Source organism: Blautia ammoniilytica (genome assembly GCF_025566965.1).
Lineage (GTDB): Bacteria > Bacillota > Clostridia > Lachnospirales > Lachnospiraceae > Blautia_A > Blautia_A ammoniilytica.
The window spans coordinates 1-25,556 of the sequence record NZ_JAOQJL010000003.1 but is presented as its reverse complement, the minus strand read 5'-3'; the positions used below and the strand labels follow the sequence as shown (position 1 = coordinate 25,556).

The 25,556-nt window shown below is 41.4% G+C and carries 21 protein-coding genes and 1 riboswitch; of the genes, 18 read left to right on the top strand and 3 right to left on the bottom strand.

Features of this window, described 5'->3' with window-relative positions; translation table 11 throughout:
* Positions 1 to 77 precede the first annotated feature (77 nt).
* Positions 78 to 306, top strand: a riboswitch (cobalamin riboswitch).
* Between the two features lie 187 nt (positions 307 to 493).
* The 5 genes from OCV61_RS01965 (at position 494) to OCV61_RS01945 (ending at position 8,433) form a co-directional block, all read left to right on the top strand.
* On the top strand, positions 494 to 2,278 hold the full coding sequence (locus tag OCV61_RS01965; RefSeq protein ID WP_158420396.1) for an Ig-like domain-containing protein: 1,785 nt from the start codon (positions 494 to 496) through the stop codon (positions 2,276 to 2,278).
* Between the two features lie 130 nt (positions 2,279 to 2,408).
* Positions 2,409 to 5,066, top strand: coding sequence for a hypothetical protein (locus tag OCV61_RS01960; protein ID WP_158420395.1), 2,658 nt, complete (start codon positions 2,409 to 2,411; stop codon positions 5,064 to 5,066).
* 36 nt (positions 5,067 to 5,102) lie between these two features.
* Positions 5,103 to 6,290 carry an ABC transporter substrate-binding protein gene (locus OCV61_RS01955; protein WP_262582604.1) on the top strand — a complete coding sequence of 396 codons (1,188 nt, stop codon included), beginning with the start codon at positions 5,103 to 5,105 and terminating at the stop codon, positions 6,288 to 6,290.
* Positions 6,290 to 7,345, top strand: a complete 1,056-nt coding sequence (locus tag OCV61_RS01950; RefSeq protein ID WP_244092937.1) for a FecCD family ABC transporter permease — start codon at positions 6,290 to 6,292, stop codon at positions 7,343 to 7,345. The genes OCV61_RS01955 and OCV61_RS01950 overlap by 1 nt, the downstream gene beginning before the upstream one ends.
* Positions 7,342 to 8,433 (top strand): ABC transporter ATP-binding protein, encoded by a 1,092-nt coding sequence (locus OCV61_RS01945; protein WP_158420394.1) that lies wholly within the window; start codon positions 7,342 to 7,344, stop codon positions 8,431 to 8,433. Before OCV61_RS01950 ends, OCV61_RS01945 begins: the two co-directional genes overlap by 4 nt.
* Before the next feature lie 115 nt (positions 8,434 to 8,548).
* Here the strand turns inward: OCV61_RS01945 and nrdG are convergent, their stop codons facing one another.
* Together nrdG and nrdD are read right to left on the bottom strand one after the other, a co-directional pair.
* A complete protein-coding gene (gene nrdG / locus OCV61_RS01940; RefSeq protein WP_158420393.1) occupies positions 8,549 to 9,049 on the bottom strand; it encodes an anaerobic ribonucleoside-triphosphate reductase activating protein in 501 nt (166 codons plus the stop codon).
* Positions 9,050 to 9,081: 32 nt separating this feature from the next.
* Positions 9,082 to 11,271, bottom strand: coding sequence for an anaerobic ribonucleoside-triphosphate reductase (nrdD, locus tag OCV61_RS01935; protein WP_158420392.1), 2,190 nt, complete (start codon positions 11,269 to 11,271; stop codon positions 9,082 to 9,084).
* Positions 11,272 to 11,646: 375 nt separating this feature from the next.
* On the opposite strand from nrdD, the gene OCV61_RS01930 reads away from it, so the two are divergent.
* The 11 genes from OCV61_RS01930 (at position 11,647) to OCV61_RS01880 (ending at position 21,960) form a co-directional block, all read left to right on the top strand.
* Positions 11,647 to 12,036, top strand: coding sequence for a PH domain-containing protein (locus OCV61_RS01930; protein ID WP_158420391.1), 390 nt, complete (start codon positions 11,647 to 11,649; stop codon positions 12,034 to 12,036).
* Between the two features lie 67 nt (positions 12,037 to 12,103).
* Positions 12,104 to 12,619 (top strand): cysteine hydrolase family protein, encoded by a 516-nt coding sequence (locus OCV61_RS01925; protein WP_158420390.1) that lies wholly within the window; start codon positions 12,104 to 12,106, stop codon positions 12,617 to 12,619.
* A gap of 544 nt (positions 12,620 to 13,163) precedes the next feature.
* Positions 13,164 to 13,859 (top strand): L-ribulose-5-phosphate 4-epimerase, encoded by a 696-nt coding sequence (locus OCV61_RS01920; protein WP_158420389.1) that lies wholly within the window; start codon positions 13,164 to 13,166, stop codon positions 13,857 to 13,859.
* 133 nt (positions 13,860 to 13,992) lie between these two features.
* Complete coding sequence (locus tag OCV61_RS01915) at positions 13,993 to 14,148, top strand: hypothetical protein (protein ID WP_262582603.1); 156 nt, start codon at positions 13,993 to 13,995, stop codon at positions 14,146 to 14,148.
* Positions 14,149 to 14,376, top strand: coding sequence for a hypothetical protein (locus OCV61_RS01910; RefSeq protein WP_158420388.1), 228 nt, complete (start codon positions 14,149 to 14,151; stop codon positions 14,374 to 14,376).
* A 777-nt stretch (positions 14,377 to 15,153) separates the two neighbouring features.
* The gene (locus tag OCV61_RS01905) at positions 15,154 to 16,149 is read left to right on the top strand and encodes a LacI family DNA-binding transcriptional regulator (protein WP_262582602.1); all 996 of its coding nucleotides are present in this window, start codon (positions 15,154 to 15,156) and stop codon (positions 16,147 to 16,149) included.
* A gap of 41 nt (positions 16,150 to 16,190) precedes the next feature.
* On the top strand, positions 16,191 to 17,999 hold the full coding sequence (locus tag OCV61_RS01900; RefSeq protein WP_158420386.1) for a glycoside hydrolase family 13 protein: 1,809 nt from the start codon (positions 16,191 to 16,193) through the stop codon (positions 17,997 to 17,999).
* Positions 17,983 to 19,233 carry an extracellular solute-binding protein gene (locus OCV61_RS01895; protein ID WP_158420385.1) on the top strand — a complete coding sequence of 417 codons (1,251 nt, stop codon included), beginning with the start codon at positions 17,983 to 17,985 and terminating at the stop codon, positions 19,231 to 19,233. Before OCV61_RS01900 ends, OCV61_RS01895 begins: the two co-directional genes overlap by 17 nt.
* A 34-nt stretch (positions 19,234 to 19,267) precedes the next feature.
* A complete protein-coding gene (locus OCV61_RS01890) occupies positions 19,268 to 20,152 on the top strand; it encodes a carbohydrate ABC transporter permease (RefSeq protein ID WP_158420384.1) in 885 nt (294 codons plus the stop codon).
* Positions 20,153 to 20,165: 13 nt separating this feature from the next.
* Positions 20,166 to 21,011, top strand: a complete 846-nt coding sequence (locus tag OCV61_RS01885; protein ID WP_158420383.1) for a carbohydrate ABC transporter permease — start codon at positions 20,166 to 20,168, stop codon at positions 21,009 to 21,011.
* A 298-nt stretch (positions 21,012 to 21,309) separates the two neighbouring features.
* Positions 21,310 to 21,960 (top strand): PD-(D/E)XK nuclease family transposase, encoded by a 651-nt coding sequence (locus OCV61_RS01880; protein WP_317258450.1) that lies wholly within the window; start codon positions 21,310 to 21,312, stop codon positions 21,958 to 21,960.
* A 110-nt stretch (positions 21,961 to 22,070) separates the two neighbouring features.
* Here OCV61_RS01880 and OCV61_RS01875 read toward each other — a convergent pair whose 3' ends face one another.
* Positions 22,071 to 23,276, bottom strand: coding sequence for an IS110 family RNA-guided transposase (locus tag OCV61_RS01875; protein ID WP_172678354.1), 1,206 nt, complete (start codon positions 23,274 to 23,276; stop codon positions 22,071 to 22,073).
* A 457-nt stretch (positions 23,277 to 23,733) separates the two neighbouring features.
* On the opposite strand from OCV61_RS01875, the gene tnpA reads away from it, so the two are divergent.
* Entirely contained in the window at positions 23,734 to 24,144 is a 411-nt protein-coding gene (tnpA, locus tag OCV61_RS01870; protein WP_158420381.1) for an IS200/IS605 family transposase, read from the top strand.
* Between the two features lie 55 nt (positions 24,145 to 24,199).
* The gene (locus tag OCV61_RS01865) at positions 24,200 to 25,456 is read left to right on the top strand and encodes an RNA-guided endonuclease InsQ/TnpB family protein (RefSeq protein WP_262582601.1); all 1,257 of its coding nucleotides are present in this window, start codon (positions 24,200 to 24,202) and stop codon (positions 25,454 to 25,456) included.
* Positions 25,457 to 25,556: the final 100 nt, after the last annotated feature.

Here is a 25,556-nt window from a genome sequence, read left to right as displayed (position 1 = left end):
TGATTTTGTTTGATTTTTCACAATTTTAAAGGAAATCGTATTGATTTCAAAAAATGCTTTTGCTATAATACAGGAAATGAATAAAGACCGTTTACAGTGTCAGCCAGGAGGCAACGATTCCGGCTGTTAAAGGGAATCAGGTGGAAGTCCTGAACGATCCGGTCACTGTGAGCAGGGAGGATACTGCAGGGACCATTGAGAAGAAGCCTGGATCCGATAGGACTCATGGAAGCCGTCTCTTCTTGAGAAGGAGCAGATATCTGTTGATCTGTGAGCCAGGAAACCTGCTGTGAATGCTGAAGATGGAAGCTTCCGACGAAAGCGATTCATTGCTATTTCTTGTATTGTTTTATTGCACATATGTTTTTGGGCTATGCATATAATGATATGAGCAATTGTGATGCCTGTTTCCAAGCCGGAAGCAGGCTTCTTTTTTGTACAGCAGTACATGTCTTCATTCAAATTGATTGGAAATAACAGGAGGATAAAGATCATGAAAAAACGAAAAATCATTCTTGCAATGCTTCTTTGCGCTGCAATGACAACAGGGAGTGTGCTTCCTGCATTTGGGGAAGATCTTGCAGCAGTAGTGGATGTACAGGATGTAACAGAGGATGAGGCTTTTGATGAGTCTGAGGAGGCAGATTTTGCTGAGTTTACAGACCAGGAGGAAGTGACCTCTGATGTATTAGATGGTGCATTTACCGCTTATCCGGAGGAAGCCGCACCGGTAGCTGAAGATGCAGAGAATCTGGGAACTGTTGCAGCACAGGGATATTATACCTTTGATTTTTCTGATGCAGCTGCACCGGGAGTGACCTGTACTGGCACAATGTTCCGGGTAGTAGCAGCTACTTTATATAGTGACAAAGATGGAGTAATGACAGCTACCATTACTCTTTCCGGCACTGGCAGGGATAAGCTTTATTTTGGAACAGCAGAGGCGGCAGAGGCAGATACTGCTAATCAGATGACTTATTCATCTGTAGTAAAGGATAGTAATGGTAAAGAACAGTATGTATTCGGACCGTTTGCAGTTGCCAAACTGGATAAGGTTATCAATGTGGCTGCACATTCCAATAAGAGTGGTTGGCAGGATAAAACGATCACCTTCAACTCCGCCAAGCTTCTTGCAGCTGCTACAGATCCTGTAGATAACAGTACAGCACTTCCTGATGGTACTTATACACCGGAGAATTTCACAGCTGCCGGCGGTACAGGTAAAGTGACAATTACCTGCCCACAGGTAATTGTTGAAAATGGCAAGGCTTTTGCAGATGTTACATTCAGCAGCAAGAAATATGTTTATGTAAAGGCAAACAATCAGTTATTTAACGGTACAGTGAATACTTCCGGCGTTACATACAGGATCCCGGTTGACCTGAATGAAGATGTGAAGATCCTTGCACTGACTACAGGTATGAGCATGGCACATGAGATCGCCTATACTCTTCATGTAACATTGAATGAGACACCGGCACCTACTGCTACACCGGCACCTACTGCTACACCAACACCTACTGAGACGCCGGCTCCCACACCTGCAGCAGTTGCAGCAACTTCATTAAAGGTTTCTGTTTCCATGCTTACCTTAAAGGCAGGAGCCTCCAGGACAGTCAGTGCCATTGCAACACCTGCAAATACCACAGACAAGGTGGTATACACTTCCCAGAATCCTTCCGTTGCTACAGTAAACGATGCTGGTAAGATCACTGCAAAAGCAGCAGGTAAGACCAAGATCACTGTAAAAGCAGGATCTAAGGAAAAGACCATTGCTGTAACAGTAACCAAAAAAGCAGTAAAAGTAAAATCCCTTAAGATAAAAAAGGCAGCCCTTACCATGAATAAGGGAACTCAGACTTATGTTTCTTATAAAGTGAATCCAACAGGTGCAACCACAACCCTGAAATGGAAATCTTCCAATAAGAATGTGGCAGCAGTAGACCAGACAGGTAAGATCGTTGCAAAGAAAGCCGGCAAAGCTACGATTACAGTAACAGCAGACGGCAAGAAGGCAACCGTGAAAGTTTCTGTTGTGGATCCATGCACCAGTGTAAAGGTACAGAGCAAGCTTACCTTAAAAGCTGGCAAGTCTGCCAAATTAAAAGTAACAACCACTCCCAAAACAACCGGACAGAAAGCAGCATTTAAGTCCAGCAACAAGAAAGTGGCAACCGTAGATTCCAAGGGAAAAGTAAAAGCCCTGAAAAAAGGAACCGCTAAGATCACAGTTACTGTAGGCAAGCAGAAAGCAACCTGCACAGTAAAAGTAAAATAAATGTAACTGTTCCGTATTTTTACAGTTACAAATAAACAATAGTAGATACAGATAAAGAAAACTGTCCTGTGAAGCATTGTGTGGCACAATATTTTGCAGGACAGATTCCTGTTTAACAGAGGAGATTCATATGAAACGTAATTCAACAAGATTTCTTGCACTTTTTTTAACTGCTGCCATGTCCGTCACTCCAGCTGTGGCAGCTTTTGGTGAGAATCAGGAGAACAGTGATCAGATCCCTGCCATTTCCCTGGCTCCCCAGCCATCAGAAATGCCGGAGATATCTGTTTCACCTACAGTTGTGCCAGAAAAAGAAGCACTAAATAATGCAGAAACCGATAAAAAGGAAGCTGTTAATGAGTCTAAAGACTCTGAAGGAGAAGATCCGCAAAAGAAAGATTCCCAGGAAAAGGAATCAGAAAAGAAGGATACTGAAAAGAAAGATACTGAAAAGAAAGATACAGAATCCAAAGACTCGGAAAAAAAAGATCCTGAAAAAGAAGATACAGAAAAAAAAGATCCTGAAAAAGAAGATACAGAAAAAAAAGACCCGGAAGAAAAAGATCCGGAAGAGGAAGATATTTTCAAGGATAAAGAGTTCAGATCAAGCATTACAGACTATACAGCAGCTGAAGGCAAGATCACCCTGGTGGTGAAAGGCAATGACAGTGTGTTTGACAGACTGTATGTAGGAAAAAAAGAAGATGCAGATAAATCAAAGGTAATAACAGGAACTACTGATACAGATGGAACCTATCGCTTTACCTTTGATGTTCCTGCAGAAATGAAAAACCAGGCTCTTTCTGTTGTGCCGGGAAACAGCAATAACGGCGGAGAGATCAAATGGTATACAGCCAAAGACTGTACCATTACAGTCCCGGATGTGGTGCCGGCTCCCACCAGTATTCCCCAACCCACAGATAGTCCCCAGCCTACTGCCATACCGGAACCGACCGCTATCCCAGAGCCGACCCAGATACCTTCTCCAACCCCAACTCAGACACCAGCTCCGGCTATTCCAAATGGAGTATATAAGATCAATGTTACCTCCAGCGCATTTATGTTCCGTGTGGTAGACTGTCAGCTTACCTCCAAAGATGGTGTGATGACAGCAATCCTTACACTTAGCGGTGTAGGCTATGATTATCTGTTTATGGGCACAAAAGAAGAAGCAGATCAGGCTGACCGCTCCACCTGGATTCCTTTTACTCCAAATGCAGCAGGCAAATACACATATCCGGTACCTGTTTCTGCCCTGGATACAGGCATTGCAGTAGCTGGACATTCCAAGAGTCATAATCTGTGGTATGACCGTATCCTTACTTTTAATTCCGGTACTTTGGAAAAGATCGCAGATCTGAATGTTCAGGAGGATCCATCTAATCCAGATCAGGAAAATAAGGATAATAGCAGTGATCCGAACAAAAAGAAGGATGACAAAAAGAAAAACAATAAAAAGGATAAAAATAAAAAAGACAAAAAAGATAAAAACAAGAAAAACAATAAGGTACAAACACCAGGAAAGGATGTGGACAAGGAATCTAAATACGAATCCGATCTTAGCGGCGGTACATCTAAGGTGGACAGCTCTACAGGGCTGAAGGATGGTTCTTATGTACCGGATAAGTTTTCCTGGTCCGGTGGAACCGGTAAGGTGCAGATCAGCTGCAGCAAGGTATCCATTACAGGTGGTCAGGCATATGCGACCATTACTTTCAGCAGTGATGCATACGGCTATGTGAAAGCTAACGGAAATATGTACTATCCGGATCACAGCGGCGGCGGTTCCACATTTGTGATTCCTGTAGCCTTAAATAAAAATAATTCTATCATTGGTATGACCACCAGAATGTCTGTGCCTCATGAGATCCAATACAGTATATTTGTATATCTGAATGGTGCAGATAACAAAAGTGACAAAGACAAAGAAAATCCTTCTTCTTCTGACAGTATGGTTTCCACTGGTAATAAAAAACTGGACGACAAAGCTCCGGAGATCACCGGTCTTGAGTACAAGGATGAAACTACTTTGGAACATGCAAAACACCTGAAAGTGTATCATTATGAAAATGACATTACACTTCTTGAGGTGGATATGACCACTGATACTGCCCGTACAAAAGAATCTGTTCAAGCAGAAAGCGAAGAAAATACAGAAGAAACAGCAGCAGTATCTGAGGACGAAGAAACAGCAGCTGTGGCTTCTGATGAGGAACAATCCATGGCAGCAGCTCCTGAAGAGGAAAGCGGTTCTTCTGCTCCGGCAGAATCTACAGGGGATAAGATCGAACAGCTTTATATGGGAAATGTGATCAAATATCTGATTGTTCCGGAAGATGCAGATGTTCCGGCAGGTCTTGATAAAGATGTGATCCTGATCCGGAAGCCTGTAGAGAAAACTTATGTAGACTCTGCAAATGCAGCGGAGGCCATGGATAAGCTGGGATTGACAGACAAGATTTCCATGATAGGATCAGACCTTACCGATCTTCCTGAAGCTCTGTCATCTGCTGTGGAAGCAGGAACTTTGGAAAGCACAGGGACTTATACAGACCTGGATTATAAGACTATGCTGAAAAGCCAGTGCACCCTTGCCATCCTGCCATCCGATATCCTTCCTAAGACAGAAGAGGATCTGGATGCAAAAACAGAAGAACTCAGGAGCACTGCCCAGAGATTTGCACTCCTTGAGATCCCGTTCATTGTAGACCGATCTTCAGATGAAGAAAATGATGAGGCAGTGGCAGAATGGGAAGAAGTTTACAAGACAATCTTTGATGTGAAATAACAATAACAACAGAAAGTAGAAAGGAGAGACAGATCCATGTTTAATAAAAAAATGAAACAGAGGATATGTGCTGTCTTGCTTACTGCTGTGATGGCATTTACTACAGCAGGCATACCTGTAATGGCAGAAGAAATTGCTTCAGACACAGCAGCGGATGAGGAGTTTAAGGATGAGGCACCTCAGATCCCTGGACTTACCTATGAGTCAGAAATGGAGCTGAAATATGCGCAGTGTTTTCATGTGTTTTATTACAATGACGGATATGCGCTGATCGATATTAAAGATGACGGTCAGTTCCTTGTGGTTCCGGAAGGCAAAGAAGCTCCGGCAGATATGGACAAAAGCATTACTGTGATCCAGAAGCCGGTTTCCAGGATCTACCTGGCTGCAACTTCAGCAATGGCTTTGTTCAATGCCATTGACGGGCTGGACAGCATCCGACTTTCAGGGACACAGGCCTCCGGCTGGTATGTGGATGATGCAGCTCAGGCTATGGAAGATGGAAAGATTCTTTTTGCAGGAAAATATGATGAACCGGATTATGAGCTTCTGATCAATGAGGATTGTGATCTTGCTATTGAATCTACCATGATCCTTCATTCTCCAAAGGTGGCTGAGATGATCAAAGAATTGGGGATCCCGGTTATGATCGATCACTCTAGTTATGAAACACATCCGCTGGGAAGAACGGAATGGGTGAAGCTTTACAGCGTGCTGCTTGGTAAAGAGAAGGAAGCAGCGGCATTCTTTGATGATCAGGCAAAGGTGATTGAGGATTTAAGCGGGTTTACCAACACAGAGAAAACCGTTGCTTATTTCTATATCAATACGGATGGATCCGCAGTAGTTCATACCAGTGATGACTATATTCCCAAGATGATCGAGATTGCAGGGGGAAGATATATTTTTCCTGATCTGAAAAATACAGAAGGCACAGGATCTTCTGTCCGCCTTACCATGGAGGAATTCTATAATCAGGCGGTGAATGCAGACTACCTTATTTATAATGCATCCATTGACAGCCCTATTACAAGCATTGACGATCTTCTTGCAAAAAGCGATCTGTTTGCAGATTTTAAAGCAGTAAAAGACGGCAATGTGTGGTGTACAGGCAAACAGCTGTATCAGGCTACAGACATTGTAGGAGAACTGATCAAGGATGTGCATCTGATGCTGACAGACGGAGATGAGAAGGATATGACCTTCCTTACAAGGGTGAGCTGATGGAGAGATCAACAGAAAATACAAGCTTTCATATGGAAAATTTCCGGAGACGATCCAGATATGCAGTGGTTTTTATAGGCCTGATCTTTGCATTTTGCCTGATCACTGTACTGAATATTAACACAGGAAGTGTACACATATCAGTCCCGGATATTTTCAAGATCATTTTCACCAAAAGCGGTGATGCTACAGCATACAATATTATTTGGAAAATCCGTTTTCCCAGGATCCTGATGGCAGCCATCCTGGGAGGAGGGCTTTCTCTTTCCGGATTTTTATTACAGACCTTTTTTTCAAATCCTATTGCAGGTCCGTTTGTGCTTGGGATTTCCTCCGGAGCGAAGATGATGGTTGCTTTGACTATGATCGTATTCCTTCAAAGATTCCATGTGGTTTCTTCCTATACACTGGTTGTGGCGGCTTTTATTGGTTCGCTTATATCGGTGGCTTTTATCCTTCTGTTTTCCAGAAGGCTGCACAGCATGGCCACCCTTCTGGTAGCCGGAATCATGATCGGATATATCTGTTCTGCCATCACAGATTTTGTGATCACCTTTGCAGAGGATTCGGACATTGTAAATCTTCATGGATGGTCCCAGGGCAGTTTTTCCGGAATGAGCTGGAGCAATGTGCAGGTTTCTGCCATTATCATAGGGATTACCTTTTTGATCCTGTTTTTCATGGCAAAGCCTATTGGTGCATTCCAGCTTGGGGAGGCTTATGCCCAGAGCATGGGTGTAAATATTAAAGTATTTAAGATCGCCCTGATCCTTTTATCCAGTATCCTTTCCGGATGTGTTACTGCTTTTGCCGGACCGATCTCTTTTGTGGGGATCGCAGTGCCTCACCTGGTAAAGCTGGCGTTGAAAACAGCCAGGCCACTTGTGGTGATTCCAGGCGTGTTCCTGGGAGGCGCTGTGTTCTGTATGATGTGTGACCTGATCGCCAGAATGGCCTTTTCACCACTGGAACTGAATATCAGTACAGTAACATCTATTTTCGGTGCCCCGGTAGTAATCGTAATGATGCTTCGCAAGAAAGGAAGGCAGGCCTGATGGATTATTATTTTCAGATGAAGGATCTGGCAGTAGGTTATCACAAACAGGCCCTGATCCATGATATTAATATTAACATTGAAAAAGGTGAGATCGTTACTCTCATCGGGCCTAACGGATCTGGTAAATCTACCATTTTGAAAAGTATTACCAGGCAGCTGGAACTGATCGGCGGGAGAGTCTATATTGCCTCCAGGGATCTGCAGGGATTATCTTATAAGACATTGTCTACAGAAATGGCAGTGGTACTTACTGAAAGGATCCGACCGGAACTGATGACCTGTCATGATATTGTTGCTACAGGGCGTTATCCTTATACAGGAAGACTTGGCGTGCTTTCAAGAGAAGATGAAGACAAGGTAGATCAGGCGATGAAGGCTGTCCATGCAGTGGAGCTAGGCGGCAGGGATTTTAATGCCATCAGTGACGGTCAGAGACAGAGAGTGCTGCTTGCAAGGGCAATTTGTCAGGAACCGGATATGATCATTCTGGATGAGCCTACCTCATTTCTGGATATCCGTCATAAGCTGGATCTTTTATCCATTCTTCGTTCTATGGCAAAGGAAAAAGGGATCACAGTGGTTATGTCCCTTCATGAGATCGATCTTGCCCAGAAGATTGCAGATAAGATCATCTGCGTAAAGGGAGAGCAGATTTCCCATTACGGGGTTCCGGAGGAGATTTTTAAAGAAGAGATCATCAGGGATTTGTATGAGATCAACAATGGTTTTTATGATCCTGTTTTTGGAAGTATTGAACTTCCAAGACCAAAAGGGGAGCCAAAGGTGTTTGTGATCTCAGGGGCAGGAAGCGGGATTCCGGTCTACCGTTCCCTTCAAAAAGAGGGGATACCATTTGCAGCAGGCATCCTTTATACCAATGATATTGATTATCGATTAGCCAAAGAACTGGCCGCACAAACAGTTACAGAGCAGCCTTTTTCTGACATATCAAGGGAAACCTATGAGCAGGCACTGACTCTAATGAAGAAATGCCAGCGTGTGATCGTTACAGAAGTGCCGGAGGGAACTTGTAACCATCGTCTGTTTGACTTGATCAAAGAAGCAAGAAGACTGGGGATGGCTTAAAGGTCAGAGGGGACAAACATTTGACCACAAAAGAAGATCCTGTATCAATTCGCAGAAATGATAATCTGCGGAGTTGGTACAGGATCTTTTTGATCTGATATTTCATATGTTATGCTTATGCTTGCTTACGGATTTCTTGTAAATGCAGGATCCTCTGATTACTGCTGCCTCGGAAAGCAAGGGAAATGTCTTTCAAGGCTTCTACAAATTCACCATCTACAAGAACATCTATACAGGAAAGCATTTCTTCTGTAAATGGGGTATAGACTTTACCTCCCGGGATCAGATCCACATCGTAGAGATAACCGGTGTAGCACCAGATGGTTTTGTCCGGATAGGTCTTGCGAATATCCTTCAGAAGACCTGCAAGAACCTGCTGGTTCTCAGGCTCGAAAGGCTCACCGCCAAGAAGAGAGAAGCCTTCTATATATGAAGGCTTCATAAACTCTATGATGGATCTGTGTGTTGCTTCTGTAAAGGGCTGTCCATAATCAAAGTTCCAGGTTTCGGAATTAAAGCAGCCTTTACAATGATGACGGCAGCCGGAAACAAACAGGCTTACACGAACGCCGGTGCCATTGGCAATGTCATATGGCTTAATAGTACCATAATGCATGATATAATCTCCTTTGGAACAGATAATCAGTTTTACAGATGAAGCACACGATCCTTGATCTCCTGGGTACGACCCTGATTCCAGAACTGGGTGCCAATGTATCCGCAGGTCCTGCGGGCAACACTCATTTTATTCTGGTCACGGTTACCGCATTTAGGGCATTCCCAGATCAGTTTGCCATTGTCATCCTCTTTGATCAGAATTTCCCCATCATAACCGCAGATGTCACAGTAATCGCTTTTGGTATTTAATTCTGCGTACATGATGTTGTCATAAATGAATTTCATAACAGATAAAACAGCAGGAATATTATTCTGCATATTGGGAACTTCTACATAGCTGATAGCACCGCCAGGAGATAACTTCTGGAATGCGGCCTCGAACTTCAGCTTGGTGAAAGCGTCTATTTCCTCTGTTACATGCACATGATAGCTGTTGGTAATATAATTACGGTCTGTTACGCCTGGGATGATACCAAAGCGCTTCTGCAGGCATTTAGCAAAACGATAAGTGGTAGATTCCATAGGAGTACCATATACGGAATAACTGATATTCTCAGCTGCTTTCCACTGGGCACATTTGTCATTTAAACGCTGCATAACCTGAAGGGCAAAGGGGCGGGCTTCCGGATCCGTATGGGATTTGCCTGTCATTCGTACACACATCTCGTGGATACCTGCATATCCAAGTGAAATAGTGGAGTAGCCGCCATATAAAAGCTTGTCAATAGTTTCACCCTTCTGAAGTCTGGCAAGTGCACCATACTGCCACAGGATAGGTGCTACATCCGAAACAGTACCAAGAAGGCGTTCATGTCTGCAGCGGAGTGCACGGTGGCAAAGCTCCAGACGTTCATCCAGAATCTGCCAGAAACGGTCCATATTGCCTTCGGAAGAGCAGGCTACATCTACCAGATTGATGGTAACAACACCCTGATTAAAACGGCCATAGAACTTGTAAGAACCATCTGCATTACGCTGAGAGTCCTCTACTGTCAGGAAAGAGCGGCAGCCCATGCACGGGTAAACATTGCCTCCCTTCAGTTCCCGCATGATCTTGGCGGAAATATAATCCGGAACCATACGTTTGGCAGTACATTTGGCAGCTAATTCTGTAAGATACCAGTATCTGGAATCTTCTGTAATATTATCTTCATCCAGAACATAGATCAGTTTAGGGAATGCAGGAGTGATCCAGGCACCACGCTCATTCTTAACACCCTGCATACGCTGTGCCATAACTTCCTCAATGATCATTGCAAGGTCATCTCTTGTACGGCCTTCCGGCACTTCATCCAAATACATGAAGATGGTAACAAATGGAGCCTGTCCATTACAGGTCATCAGTGTGATCAGCTGATACTGGATCGTCTGGATACCACTCTGGATCTCGTCTTTCAGTCTGCGCTCTGTGATCTTGTCAATGATCTCTTCATCCATGGACTCTCCACAGGCGATACGTTCCGCTACAACTTTCTTGCGAAGCTTCTGACGACTAATATCTACAAATGGAGCCAGATGAGCCAAGGTAAAGGACTGACCGCCATACTGGTTGCTGGCTACCTGTGCAACGATCTGGGTGGTAACATTACATGCTGTGAAAAAACTGTGTGGCTTCTCGATCATGGTCTGGCTGATCACAGTACCGTTTTGAAGCATATCCTGAAGGTTGATCAGATCGCAGTTGTGTTCCCTCTGGGCATAATAATCTGAATCATGGAAATGGATAATCCCTTCTTCATGTGCACGTACAATATCTTCGGGAAGCAACACACGCATAGTAAGATCCTTGCTTACTTCACCTGCCATATAATCACGCTGGGTGGAGTTGATAGTAGGATTCTTATTGGAGTTCTCCTGCTTGGCGTTTTCATTGATCTGATCCAGCAGGGAGAGGATATTATCATCTGTGGTATTTGATTTACGGGTAAGCTCTCTTTTGTAACGGTATCGTACATATTTCTGCGCTACCTCGTAACCACGCATCTCCATAATACCAGTCTCTACCATATCCTGGATATCTTCTACATTGACTGCATGAGAGGCAGCCAAGGCTCTGGAAGCCACAGTCTCGGCAACTGCCATGATCTGGAATTCGCTGAGCTGATGGATCTTCGGAACCTCTTCATTGGCTTTCTTGATCGCATTTATGATTTTGCTCTTGTCGAAGATCACTTCTTCGCCATTTCGCTTGATAACATTTGTTCTGATCTCTGTTTCCATGCTTTCCCTTCCTTTCTTTCATATACCTATATATTGTGTATAATTGTCTGATTGGCAACTAAATATAGTGCAAATGTTGCAATATCTATATTACAGGTTTTCAGAGAAAAGTCAAGCCTAAATCGCAAAGAATCCTTTACGAAAATTCAGGTGATAATATAGCAATACTCACAAAAAACATTGGAGCTTATACAGCGGGCATTGACAGTTCATCAAAAATAAGGTACATTTTTACTGATTCATTGATTTGCTGTAACTATTCAGAAGGTAATTGTAAGGGTAATGAACCGTTACGATATGCTTTTGGGTGCAGTGATGCATCTGTTTTTTAGATTTACATGATGAAATCAATGGCAAAGGAAGGGAGATATGACTATGACTTACAAAGAAAAAAAGCGTTCCTTGTTGTTTTTGGGCTTACCATGGACTTTTACTTCTTATACTGTAACAGATGAGATCATAACTGTAGATTCAGGTTTATTAAAAAAAGAAGAGAATGACTGTTATTTATATAAGGTGATTGATGTTCGTCTTGAGACCCGCCTGTTTGAGCGGATGCTTGGGCTTGGCACCATTCATTGCTTTACCGGAGATGTAACAGATCCGGATCTTAAACTGCTGCATATCAAACACGCAAAAGAAATCAAGGATTACATCCTGAAACAGTCTGAGCAGGAAAGACTGAAAAGAAAAACATTGAATACACAGCATCTTGACGGCAATCCGGGCATCAGCAAAATGGCCCAGACAGATAGCTGCAGATAGGGTAGCAGACATCATTTCCAGAAATTATATGGTATCTGGTATGGCATGTGAAACACGGAGGATGAATATGGACATTTTAGTTGTGATCGATATGCAGAATGATTTTATTGACGGAGCCCTTGGCACGCCAGAGGCGGAAGCAATCGTGCCTAATGTGGTGGACAAGATAAAGAATTTCAACGGTCTGGTGCTGGCGACCAGAGATACTCACAGCGGTGATTATCTTCAGACCCAGGAGGGAAGAATGCTTCCTGTGGAGCACTGCATCCGGGGAACATACGGCTGGGAGATCAGGGATGAGATCGCAGAGCTTCTGGAATCAGGCCCAATTGACAAGCCAACTTTTGGCAGCGAAACATTAGGAAAGGTTCTAAAGGAATTTCATAAATCCCAGACTATCCACAGTATTACCCTGGTTGGTCTTTGTACAGATATCTGCGTGATCTCCAATGCTATGCTGCTGAAAGCATTTTTGCCGGAGGTGCCAATTATCGTGGATTCCCTTTGCTGTGCAGGCGTAACGCCCAAGAGCCATGAACAGGCGCTGGAGGCTATGAAGGTTTGCCAGATAAAAGTAATATAATATGAGAGAATTGGAAGGCCGCTGTAAAAACACAGCGGCTCTTTTTATGTCAGACACAAAAAGCAGGTTGATCGGAAATATTTTTATTAGGAAAACCATATATATTTGTCTGGTTTTTTAACAAAACAGGGGGATTGTTTGTTGTTGTTAAGAGAAAGCCTAAGATATAATCAAGAAAAATATAGACAAATATAAAAGGAAGTGAAAATTTTATGATGGTAAAATTGGGGAAGAAAATAGTGAAATTCAGGGTGCCCATCTTGATTCTTAGTATTGTATTGCTTCTTGTAACAGAAATCCATTGGTGGCGATGAATAAGAACGTTCTGTATTTAACTTTTTGTTTTTCTATGGATTAAGTCATATCCAGTATTACAAAGTCTTGTCTGAAAAAGCAGTAACTGATATAGTATATAACAAGTACTTTACTTGAAGATATGAGACGAGGTGAAAAGATGTTGAATTTTTTTGGAGCAGGATTTCCAAGATAACCATGTATTTACCGGAAACGATGGCTTACGTTGTGTGAAAAGGAGAGAACGAGTATGCTTGAAAAATTAAAAGAAGAAGTTTACAGAGCAAATATGGATCTTCCCAGATATGGATTGGTCACTTTTACCTGGGGTAATGTTAGTGGTATTGATCGTGAAAAAGGACTTTTTGTAATCAAGCCCAGTGGTGTAGAGTATGATAAGCTAAGGCCAGAAGACATGGTAGTAGTTGACCTTGATGGAAATAAAGTAGAAGGTGAATATAATCCCTCTTCTGATACTCCTACACATGTGGTTTTGTATAATGAATTCCCGAATATCGGAGGAATCGTGCACACACATTCTGAGTGGGCAACCAGCTGGGCTCAGGCCGGCAGATCCATTCCATGCTATGGTACAACACATGCAGATTATATTTATGGAGAGGTTCCATGTGTGCGTAACCTGACAAAAGAGGAAATCGATGAAGCTTATGAAAAAAATACAGGTGTTCTGATCGCAGAGCATTTCAAACAACTTGATTATGAAGCTGTACCTGCTGTGCTCTGCAAGAATCACGGACCTTTTACCTGGGGTAAGGATGCTCATGAAGCCGTGCATAATGCTGTTGTGCTTGAGGAAGTTGCTAAGATGGCGTGTCGTTGTGAGCTGATCAATCCGCATGTAAAACCGGCACCCCAGGAACTGCAGGATAAGCATTATTACAGGAAGCATGGCAATAATGCCTATTATGGACAGATTAAGAGATAAGTGAAATATTTTTTCTTTTTACATAACAACCTCTAAAAAACATTTTTCCAACCAGCAGAGCTAATGCTATAATTAGAGTAGACAAAAAAGTATAGCTATGAATGAAAGGAAGAATGGTGGCTGGTTATGAAAAATGAAAAAAGAAAGAAGAAAGAAGGGAAAGGTCCGGCGCTTGTCTGTTTTGCTCACAGGCTGCCTGTTGTTGTCTGTGATGCCTGCAACAGCATTTGCAACTGAGGATACTACGGTTGCTGCGGAAGATAAGGATACCATAGCAGAAAAGACTTAGATGTCAAAGCAGGAAAGTACACCGGGAGAAAACAGAACCGAAGAGAGTGTAACAGACGAAAGCAAAGCAGACGAAAGCATAAAAGACGAAAGCAAAACAGGAGAATGCAGTACAGAAGAAAGTAGTGCAGAAGAGGGTAATTCAGGAGAAAGTAAAACAGAAGAAGATATAACAGACGAAATGCAACATATGAAGCGACCTGGAAGCGTAAACCTGCGCCGACCATAACCCCCAGCGAAAACAAGCCGAATACAGAAGAAACGGAAAAACCAATAACAAGTGAAACGGAAGGTCCTAAAACAAGCGATACAGCAAGCTCCAAAGCAGAAAAGACCACCATTCCCCAAACAGGTGATACCAGTAATGTGCCTTTATGGTTTGCTATGTTGATTGCCAGTGCCGGTGTAGCCATCAGCACAGCAATTGTAAGCAAAAAGAAAAGATATAACAGATAACAGAATTATTGTTTTCCCTTGAAACACAGGAGAAAACTCACCAAATACAGGGTAGTTACACATATTTTGTATAACTGCTCTGTATTTTTCTGAATCATACTTAAGTATGTTAGAAAATGATGCCTCGGACAAAAGCCCGAGGCTATGATACCTACGGACTGTTTCGTGCTATGCACTCCCACAATCCTGGTATCACAATAATAAGAGCATGAATTTGTGTAGAATACACAAAATATCAGTTTCTTTTAAAATTGAATTGACATTTCTGATAAGAAGTGGTATTAATAAAGCATAGTTAATGCAAGCGCTTTCATAACGAAGGCGTATATAATTACCAAACTATGCAACCGCTTGCATAACAAAAAGATGAAAGGAGGTCATGCCAAAATTTTTTTACTATGGAATGCAACCGCTTGCATAATGCTGGATATAAGATTATAATAACGATAAAACAACAGGGTTAATTCAAGAATATAATTTTGGTGTCAAAACACCAAAATCATGATTACATAAAGATCAGAAGAATAATCTTATATCAGGGAGGATGCATATGAGGGCAACATTAAATGATATCGCAAAAAAAGTGGGAGTTTCTCAATCAACTGTATCAAGAGTGATTAATGGAACAGCACCTATTTCAGATGAGATGAAAAATAAAGTTTATAAAGCAATGAAAGAGCTTAATTATCATCCCAACAGCCTTGCACGAAACCTTGCGAAAGGAAAATCTCTTACGATTGGATTAGTTGTAGATGCTGACAATGAGAATGCATTTGCCAATACCTTTTTCACACGAAGTGTTTATGCAATGGAAAAAGTAGCACAGAGAAACGGTTACAGTCTTTTGATCACAAATGATGTGGAAGAAAAAAGTTCTCCGGCATGTGAACTGATTTTTGGACACAGAGTGGATGGGTTAATTCTGACTGCTTCAGAATTGAACCAGAATATTTTATCAGCCCTGAAAAATGAAAATATTCCATGGATAGTAATGGGAGAAAAACCGGAAAAAAATGAAACTATGAACTGGGTAGATATGGACAATTTCCAGGGAAGCGTAAAAGCAGTTGAGCATTTGATTAACTGTGGCTATAAAAAGATTGCTTATGCAGCAGATGATCTGGATGCCATGTTTACCAAACGAAGAATCCAGGGTTATGAGAAAGCTTTGGATAAAAAAGATACCTGTATTATTTTCAAGGAGAAGAATAAGGAAGAACTGGAAAGAAAAATTATAAAAGCAACAGAACAGGAAAATGTAGACGCGTTTTTATGTTCTAACAATATAATTGCTTTTCACGTACTGCAGGCTATGAAGAAAATTGGAAAACAGGTACCCAAGGAAATTGGAATCGTAACTTTTGATAATTATCCCTTTGCTGAATATATGGATCCGCCACTTACCGTAGTGGATATCGATACCTACAAGCTTGGGGAAATGGCAGCAGAGGTTTTGATCAATAAAATAAAAGATCAAGATTATATACAAAGAGAGAACCTGATTTCTACAGAGTTAATTGTAAGAGCTTCTACTCAAAATGTATAATAACGAAAGTATATCAAAACCAATGCGGAATTGGAGAAAAAATGAATATACCGGCAGTACAACATCACGCAGGCTATCCAGATGTGTATCTTGCCAGCAGAAAGAGATTAGTGGTGACGATACATGCCGCGGCTGGTGATATCAAAACCTGTGAATTGCTGGTTTTCCCAAGAACTGCACCGGAGAAAATCAGCAGTTATCCTATGCAGCGTGTGATCAGAGATGAAGTGAGAGACCATTTTACAGCTGAAGTGATTACAACAGATACGTTAAGATATTTGAAATATTATTTCAGGTTGATTGACAACACAGGAAAGCTTTATTTTCAGAATGCATGGGACACCAGTGAAAATGAACCCAGAGATGGTTTTTATGAATTTCTCTATGCAAATGAAACTAATGTTTTAAAAATTCCTGAATGGGCGAAAGGTGTGATTTACTATCAGATTTTCCCGGAACGTTTTGCTGACGGAAATCCTTCTAATAATCCTCCCGGATGCCAGGAATGGGGAACTGCTCCTAATAGAGAGAATTATATGGGCGGAGATTTGGCAGGAATCTTGGAAAAATTGGAATACCTGGATTCTCTTGGAGTAGAATGCCTGTATCTGACTCCTATATTTAAAGGGGATTTTAATCACAAATATGCTACAACGGATTATCTGGAGATCGATCCTTCGTTTGGATCAAAGGAAACATTCCGGGAACTGGTTGAGACCTGTCATAAATATGGGTTAAAAATCATTCTTGACGGAGTATTCAATCACTGTGGCATTCATTTTGCTCCGTTTCAGGATGTAATTGAAAAACAGGAATTATCACGGTATTGTAACTGGTTTTATATCAAGAGATTTCCTGTAGAAGTATCTGAAACCGATGCGGATTATGAATGTGTTGGAGATTATGGATACATGCCCAAATTGAATACAGCAAATCCGGAAGTGCAATCATATATTTACAATGTGATGGCCTTTTGGCTGAACGAATATCATATTGATGGATGGCGCCTGGATGTAGCTGATGAAATTGATCCCTCTTTGTGGGCCAGAATCAGATACAGAATTAAATCAGCGTATCCGGATTGTCTCCTTTTGGGAGAAACATGGGGAGACGGGTTTTCATTGCTAGATGGAAAATCCGTAGATAGTATCATGAATTATGTATTTCGGGATAGTGTGAGAGATTTTTTTGCCAGGGGCAGTATTGATGCAAAAATGTTTAATCACAGGATTTGCCAGATGCGTTCTCATTATCCGGAAGAAATCAGACAAGCACTTTTCCAGCCATTAGACAGCCATGATACGGAACGGTTTTTATGGAACTGTAAAGGTGATATTCGCCGATTGAAGCTGGCCGCTTTGTTCCAGATGTGTTTTCCAGGAGCTCCAAGCATCTATTATGGTGATGAAATTGGCTTAAATGGTGATAATGATCCTGATTGTAGAAGATGCATGGAATGGGAAAAAGAAAAACAAAACACGGAAGTATTATCTTTTTATAAAAAAATAATTAGTATCCGAAAATCATATTCCTGTCTACGAACAGGAAACATTATACCACTTGTATGTAAAAAAATGATATATGGGTATTTATGTCAGTCAGAAAATCAGCAGATTTACGTTCTTATGAATGGGACAGAAGAGGAATATGAGGTGCGGCTTCCTGTTCTGGAAATTGCCAGGTATAAGAATCTTTTGACTGGCGAAAGTTATGAGGCAGAAAAGCTGGTAAACACAAAATATTTTAATGAAGACATGATTCCCTGCCGGGGAAGTATAAAATTATCTTTGAAAGCATTTGAAGGTATCGTATTGAAAACAGGAGGAATGAAAGATGAGAAAAAGCAGTAAATTATTCGCTATTTTATCAACAGCAATGTTTGTGACAGCATTGGGCACAGCACCCTGTTATGCAGAAGAGGTTACCATTAATTTCTGGCATCATTATAGTGAGCAGTCTGCTGAAAACGAGACATTGAATAATGTTTTGATTCCTGAGTTTGAAAAAGAAAATCCTGATATTAAGGTAAATGCAGTTTCCCATGAATGGTCAGACCTTCATGAAAAGATTCTGATTAGTGCCAAATCTGAAACACTTCCCGATGTAGCACGCCTTGACAGTGCCTGGGTACCTGAATTTGAAAAAATGGGAATTTTAGTACCGCTAAACCAGGAGATGGATGATTATCAGGAAGTAGCGGACGGTCTTCTGGAAAGTGCCATGAGTACCGCTCAGATTGGACAGGATACTTACGGACTTGCGTTAAATACAAATACGAAAATACTGTTTTATAATGTAAAGGCCTTCGAAGATGCCGGACTTTCTGCGCCGACTACTATGGATGAATTTATAGAGGACTGCAAGAAGCTGGCAGGCGAAAATGAAAATGGCCAGCAGATCTGGGGCTATGATGAACCAGCATTAGCAGGATGGAATTTATGTCCGTTTATCTGGAGCATGGGTGGTTCCATAACCAATGAGGATCAGACCAAGGCTACCGGATACTTAAACAGCGCTGAAACCGTAAATGCAATCCAGACACTTGCGGATCTGTATAAAGAAGGTGCAATCACCGGCTGGAACAGTGGAGATATCCCAATGACGGATGGTTTTGGAACTGGAAGATATGCCATGATCATGGATGGTCCATGGAAAATCTCCGAAATGGAAGGCTCTTATCCGGGTTTTGAATATGCTACAGCCCCAATGCCAAAAGGAGAGGGCGGTTCTCATTCCGTTCTTGGAGGCGAGGATATTTCCATGTTTAATACTGCAAACAAAGATGCTGCATGGAAATTCATGAAATTTATGACTGGGGAGTTTGCTCAGGAAGAAATGGCAAAATGCAGCCAGATTCCGGTAAATAAAGCTACTCTCGAAAGTGATACCGTAAAGAATGCAGATTTTGCACCATTTATCGAAGCCATTAAATCTGCGGAATCCAGACCTACTGTATCCTGCTGGTCTGAAATCGACAGTGAACTTGCAACTGCTGTAAGTGCTGTTATGAACGAAGAGAAGAGCGCACAGGATGCCATGGATGAACTGGCAGAAAAAGTAGACGATTTATTAGCAGAAGAATAAAAGAACAGACTCTTAAGTTAACGGGAGGGATCGTATGAAAACAAAGAAAAGCCAGAATATCCAGATTGGATTTCTTCTCCTTCCAGGTATTTTGATTTTTGGATTCTTTACCATTTATCCAATCGTAAAGTTATTTATCACCAGCTTTTTCAAATGGGATTTTGGCTCTATGTTTGATCAGGAGTTCATCGGATTTGCCAATTATAAAGAGGTATTAACAGATTCATATTTTCACCTGGCATTTTCCAATTCTATTGTGTATACGCTGATAACAGTACCTGCACAAATGATACTGGGACTTCTGATCGCCATGCTCATAAACAATATTAATAAATTTTCTATTAGTTATCGAGTGGCATATTACCTTCCCGTTATCACCTCCTGGGTAATTGCATCCTTAGTGTTTAAATATGTTTTTAACACCGAAGGACTGTTAAACTATTTTCTCACCAAAGTAATACATCTGACCAGCGGAAACATCCATTGGCTGGACAGTCGATGGGGTGGAATGAGTGTTGCAATGCTATTGGGAACCTGGAAAGGAATTGGCTGGAATATGGTAGTATTTTTAGCTGCTTTGCAGACGGTTCCAAGGGACTTATATGAATCTGCAGCATTAGATGGTGCAGGAAGCATTGCTAAATTTTTCTATGTAACGATTCCGTCCATAAAAGGAACGATTCTGTTTGCACTTGTAATGCTCACCATTGGTGGCTTTAATGTATTTACATCTATCAAAATGATTACAGATGGAAATCCAGGGCATAAGACAGAAAGTGTATTAACCTGGATGTACTATAAAGCTTTCAGCACAGGTGAATTTGGTTACTCCGCAGCGCTTTCCTTTATTATTGCAGTAGTATTGGGAATATTGGCAATTGTTCAATTTCGGATGATGGACCACAGTAAACTTGATTAGGGGGTGTGGGAGTTTGAAAATATCCAAGAAAGCGGCTTATAAAGGAATCATATACCTGATTCTCACTCTGGGGCTTATCATTGTTGTTCTTCCAATGATTTATATGCTGAGTACTGCGTTGAAGCCAAATGGTGCATTATATGAATATCCTCCCAGATTTTTTCCAAAAATAAAAGAAATTACTTTGGAAAATTTCCAGTACATTTTACGACAGAAAAAATTTGGAAACAATTTTATTAACAGTATTTTTGTTTCCACTGTAACAGTTGCCATAGCGGCCGTCGTTGCCGCAGCAATGGCATTCTGTATTGCCAGGTTTAGATTTCCGGGACGTAAATTTTTATTCACATTCATCATGTTAACCATGATCATACCTGGAACTACTTTAATCGTTCCTCAGTATGAGTTAGCCGTTAAATTGAAGGTGATCAATAAGTTATCTGGATTGATTCCGTTTTATGTCGCATGGGTTATTCCATATTCTACATTTATGATAAAAGGATTTGTAGAGAATATTCCCAGAGAGTTAGACGAGGCAACCTATATAGACGGAGGAAGCGTATTTACTGTTTTTTTTCAGATTATTCTTCCATTAACCAAACCAGGAATTGCTTCCGTATCCATTTTTAATTTTCTTACCGCATGGGAAGAGTTTCCCTGGGCCAATACGGTCATCAATGATGACCTGAAAAGGACCTTACCCATTGCTATTTCAGGATTTTTCGGACAGCATCAGTTTACACAGTGGGGATATGTTTTTGCTCTTTCTGTGCTGAGTCTAATTCCAATACTTGTAGTTTTTATTTCCTGTCAGAGATTCTTCATTGAAGGATTGACTGCAGGAAGTGTAAAAGGTTAATATACATACTTACAGGAAAATCGGGTAGAAAGCCATTAACAGCAGACTTTCTGCTCGATTTTTATCTCAGTCGAGAAGACTCCCGCCTCTTTCAGTTGGTCAGGTGGTGAGTAACAGCAAGTTCGTCTCAGTGGGAGTCCAATCTCCGACTGAGATAAACGCTCCGCGAGGATGCGCAGTGCAGGAAAATTGGCTGTTGTTGAAAATACAGATTTAGAGTTATATACATATATAGCCGAAGAATAGTGTTAGAAGTGCTGTAGAAAAGGAGAAAGACTTTTGGGATCCGAAAGATGTGGTGCCTTATATTGAAGGCGAACCATTTATTAACTCTGTTCCAATAGATACAGGTCTTACTAATACTGTTATTAAAAATGATGAATCTCGTGTGATTGGTCTTAATTCTAAAAATCCTGAGCTTCATGAGGGAATGATACGATTTGACATTATATTCTATGTCAGGCTGAGAGATGGATTGTCACAGATTATTATTAATGTGGAAGCCCAAAAGGACGAACTGAACGGATATGATATATTGAATCGGGCAATCTTTTATGTAAGCCGAATGATTTCCTCACGGAAAGAAAGAGATTTTTCAAATTCAAATTATAATGATATCAAGCGAGTCTATTCCATTTGGGTCTGTATGAATATGCCGAAAAATAGTCTAGAACATATTCACCTGGTAAAAGACAGTGTTGTAAATTCCTATACGTGGAAGGGAAATATGGATTTGATTAATATCGTAATGATTGGGCTTGCCGAAGAACTTCCGAAGCATGAGGAGAAATATGAGTTACATAGGTTACTGGGAGCATTGTTATCTCAAGATTTAACGGTAAACGAAAAACTGGACATCATTGGAAATGAATATGCGATTCCAATGGAAAAGGATTTTAGGACAAAAAGCGGGAATCCTCGGCAATTCAATTACCGAGCCTGCAAATAAAAAGTCAATAGCAAATTGATGATTTCAGGTAAAAATTTTTGCAAGATTTTGAACATTAAAATAAGACCACCGATATTCGCTGGTCTAAAATAAAGGTATTGACGAGATATTTATTCTGGGAGTGAAGACAGATATTCTTTCACTCGACCATAGTAGATGCGAAGAAACTTATTCGCACCGGCTGTCATGTAGACGTAATAAGGCTTTCCTTGTGCTCGTTTCTTATCCATAAACAAGTAGACAGGATCATCCTGTGGCTTTGTTTTGATGAGAACATCCATGACTTGAAACAGAGTCTTACGAAGAGTACTGGAACCGCGCTTGGAAGCAGGAACGCTTTTCTGCTCATATGAACCGGATTCATTTACGCCGGGATCAACGCCTGCAAAGGCTGTAATGGCTCCTTTGTGGGTAAATCGGGAGACATCACCAATCTCTGCCATAAGCTGTGGACCAAGCGATTTACCTACACCTTTCATAGCCATGACAACAGGGTATTCCGGCAGTTTAGAAGCAGCCTCATTCATCATGGTACGAAGCTGTTCCACAGTCTGTGAAGCCGTATTTAATTGTTCTACAGCCTGTTTGATGATTAACTTTGTCAGATCGTCTTTTGGAAGTATAGAAACAAGCTCCTTAGATGCTTCATAGATTTCAACAGCTTTTGAACGGCTGAAGTTGTACTTCCTGCGTTTACACCACTTTTGATAGTGGTCGATAAAGGCGTTTAGAGAGAGTTTACGAACACAATCCACATGCCAGTAGGTGGCTGAAAAGTCAACCCATTTTTGACTTCCATCCTCACGGGCAGGGCTGTCAAAATAAGTGTTAGCTCCCGGATAAGTTTGGTCAAGGATGCTGATTAGATTATTTTTCATAGCGGTTTTGTGTTTCATGTAAAAATCAAACTGGCGGTTCATGGTTTTCAGTTGATTACGAATTTCATCCATTAGACTATACTGTCTGAGTTCCGTCCAACTGTCAAGAGTATAGCGTGCAATTTTTACTGCATCCGCTTTATCGGACTTTACTTTGCGGAGAGAGTTGTCTCCAAAATCTTTGATGAGTTTGGGATTTATGGCAGATACAAAAAGGTCAGCTTTCGAAAGTTCACGGACAAGAGGTTCGTAATAACGACCGGTGTGTTCCATGACAATACGAGATTCGCCATCAATGGATTGGATCTGCTCAATGAGAGAGCGAATCCCACTGACTGTGTGTTTGACTTCAAATGGTTTTGAAATGATCTCACCATAAGAACGAAGGATAGCAACCATGCTTTTTCCTTTGGAAACATCAATACCTACTGCATTCATATTCATAAATTTGTCACTCCTTAAAATCAGATTATGCAATGGATAAAGACCAGTTTTACTCATTGCCTATTCCATCTACTGTGGTGTGACACGAACGTACCGAAAGCAGTTCAACCTGCATAAAACGAACGCTGCAAATGAGGAGCTGGTTATCAGTCTCGGCAACGGACGCGAGGTCCAAGATGAATAAGACGATATACCGATTGCTCCATACATTTTAACAGCTTAAGCAACAAGATGGATAATTCCTTACTGGCTGTAAGGGATATTAACCATAAATATATTGTAGTAGATGAAAGCGCGAGAGTGTGCATATCTGCACAATGCAAATAGTATAATACTCCTCATCCTTTGATATTAATGCTTTGATATTAATGCCGTAACCGGCATATAATAAGAACGAAAATACGTTCGAATAATTATTGCGTGTTACAATTCAATATGATATACTATATGTATGAAAGAAAAACTAATACATTACAGAACTTGTGTGTGTAATATCAACTACCATATGGTGTGGTCGGTGAAATACCGGCGGAAGATATTAAAACCAGAAATTGAGGAATATCTTCAGGAACTGGTGCAGCAGATTGCTGAGGATAAGGGATTTACTGTTCATTTATTTGAATGTGGTGAAGGGGATCATGTCCACTGTTTTGTATCGGCTCCGCCAAAGTTATCCATAACAGCAATCGTCAAGTATCTGAAGGGGATCACCGGAAGAAAACTGTTCGAACGTTTTCCGGAAATAAGAAACCAGCTATGGAAGGGAGAGCTGTGGAACCATTCCTATTATGTGGAAACGATTGGATCTGTATCTGAGGAAAATATCCGCCGTTATATTGAACATCAGAGCAAGTCGTATTAATTTAAAGCGGACTGTGAATACAGATCCGCAAGATTGTCTGAAGGGGGGAAGAGGAATGCTGCTGTCACACAAAATATCTACAAAAATCCGGCCGGAATATTCCAATATCATAGGGCATATGTGTTATGCAGCTTCCAAACTCTGGAATATCTGCAACTATGAACGTCATCATTATAAAGAACTGGGACTGGCAAAGTATCCTGACTGGTATTATCAGAAAAGAGCACATAAAGGTGATCTATGGTACAGACAGCTTCCGTCACAGACAGCGCAGGAGACCTGCAAGCAGCTGGATAAAGCCTGGAAATCTTTTTATATCCTGAAAAAGACCGGAGGGATCAAAGATCCAAATCCGCCCCGTTTTAAACAGGACAATATACCGGTCACATACATGCAGATGGGGATCCGGCATGAGAAAGGCTCAGACCAGCTGCGGCTGTCCCTGCCAAAGGATCTGAAAAGCTATATGGAAGAAACCTACGGGATCCATGAAAAATTTCTATATCTTGAAAATAAGATTTTCAGGGACATGGATCATATAAAACAGCTGCGGATCTATCCGCCGGAAAACGGAAAATGTGAGCTTATTGTTATCTGTGAGATTGAAGAGCCGGAACAACTCTCCCAGAATGGACATTATTTATCGATTGATCTTGGACTTCATAATCTGATGACCTGTTATGATTCTGGAAATGGCAGTACTTTTATCCTGGGAAGAAAATATCTTTCCCTGGAAAGATACTTTCATAAAGAGATCGCCAGAGTACAGTCTGTATGGTATGCACAGCAGTCGGAAAGAGGAGTAAAATATCCAAAATCATCGAAACATATCCAGAGACTTTACAGGAAAAAGCAGAATGCGGTGAAGGATTATCTTCACAAAGCAACCAGATGGATTGCAGAATACTGCAGAAAAGAAGATATCCGCTGTGTGGTTGTGGGAGACATCCGAAATATCCGCAAAGAAAAAGATATGGGGCATAAGACCAACCAGAAGTTCCACAGCCTGCCATACAACAGGCTGTATATCATGCTGGAATATAAGCTGAAACTATATGGGATTCAATTGATAAGACAGGAAGAAAGCTATACCAGCCAGTGCAGCCCATTATCACCCAAGGTATCAAAAAGATATGCAAAAGCCTCAAACCGAAAAGAACGGGGCATGTATATAACTGACGGAGTAAGATACAATGCAGATGCGGTAGGCGCGTTTAATATCCTGCGGAAATATCTTTCCGTATTCGGAAAACAGAAGGAACTGTCCGTAACCGGACTAAAAAAGCCAGAAATAATAAAGGTAGCTGCATAGCCGGAAGGCAAGCAGTATTGGTGTCATGGACGCACCCTGAAAAAGGCGGTATCCCGCCAGATTTCAGATGCTCTGGCAACTCAGTTGCCGAGTAGTTCAC

Bases quoted from the DNA above. Each gene is read 5' to 3' on its own strand.
- OCV61_RS01965 (WP_158420396.1), top strand. From the start codon at position 494: ATGAAAAAACGAAAAATCATTCTTGCAATGCTTCTTTGCGCTGCAATG.
- OCV61_RS01960 (WP_158420395.1), top strand. From the start codon at position 2,409: ATGAAACGTAATTCAACAAGATTTCTTGCACTTTTTTTAACTGCTGCC.
- OCV61_RS01955 (WP_262582604.1), top strand. From the start codon at position 5,103: ATGTTTAATAAAAAAATGAAACAGAGGATATGTGCTGTCTTGCTTACT.
- OCV61_RS01950 (WP_244092937.1), top strand. From the start codon at position 6,290: ATGGAGAGATCAACAGAAAATACAAGCTTTCATATGGAAAATTTCCGG.
- nrdG (WP_158420393.1), bottom strand. From the start codon at position 9,049: ATGCATTATGGTACTATTAAGCCATATGACATTGCCAATGGCACCGGC.
- nrdD (WP_158420392.1), bottom strand. From the start codon at position 11,271: ATGGAAACAGAGATCAGAACAAATGTTATCAAGCGAAATGGCGAAGAA.
- OCV61_RS01930 (WP_158420391.1), top strand. From the start codon at position 11,647: ATGACTTACAAAGAAAAAAAGCGTTCCTTGTTGTTTTTGGGCTTACCA.
- OCV61_RS01925 (WP_158420390.1), top strand. From the start codon at position 12,104: ATGGACATTTTAGTTGTGATCGATATGCAGAATGATTTTATTGACGGA.
- OCV61_RS01920 (WP_158420389.1), top strand. From the start codon at position 13,164: ATGCTTGAAAAATTAAAAGAAGAAGTTTACAGAGCAAATATGGATCTT.
- OCV61_RS01915 (WP_262582603.1), top strand. From the start codon at position 13,993: ATGAAAAAAGAAAGAAGAAAGAAGGGAAAGGTCCGGCGCTTGTCTGTT.
- OCV61_RS01910 (WP_158420388.1), top strand. From the start codon at position 14,149: ATGTCAAAGCAGGAAAGTACACCGGGAGAAAACAGAACCGAAGAGAGT.
- OCV61_RS01905 (WP_262582602.1), top strand. From the start codon at position 15,154: ATGAGGGCAACATTAAATGATATCGCAAAAAAAGTGGGAGTTTCTCAA.
- OCV61_RS01900 (WP_158420386.1), top strand. From the start codon at position 16,191: ATGAATATACCGGCAGTACAACATCACGCAGGCTATCCAGATGTGTAT.
- OCV61_RS01895 (WP_158420385.1), top strand. From the start codon at position 17,983: ATGAGAAAAAGCAGTAAATTATTCGCTATTTTATCAACAGCAATGTTT.
- OCV61_RS01890 (WP_158420384.1), top strand. From the start codon at position 19,268: ATGAAAACAAAGAAAAGCCAGAATATCCAGATTGGATTTCTTCTCCTT.
- OCV61_RS01875 (WP_172678354.1), bottom strand. From the start codon at position 23,276: ATGAATGCAGTAGGTATTGATGTTTCCAAAGGAAAAAGCATGGTTGCT.
- tnpA (WP_158420381.1), top strand. From the start codon at position 23,734: ATGAAAGAAAAACTAATACATTACAGAACTTGTGTGTGTAATATCAAC.
- OCV61_RS01865 (WP_262582601.1), top strand. From the start codon at position 24,200: ATGCTGCTGTCACACAAAATATCTACAAAAATCCGGCCGGAATATTCC.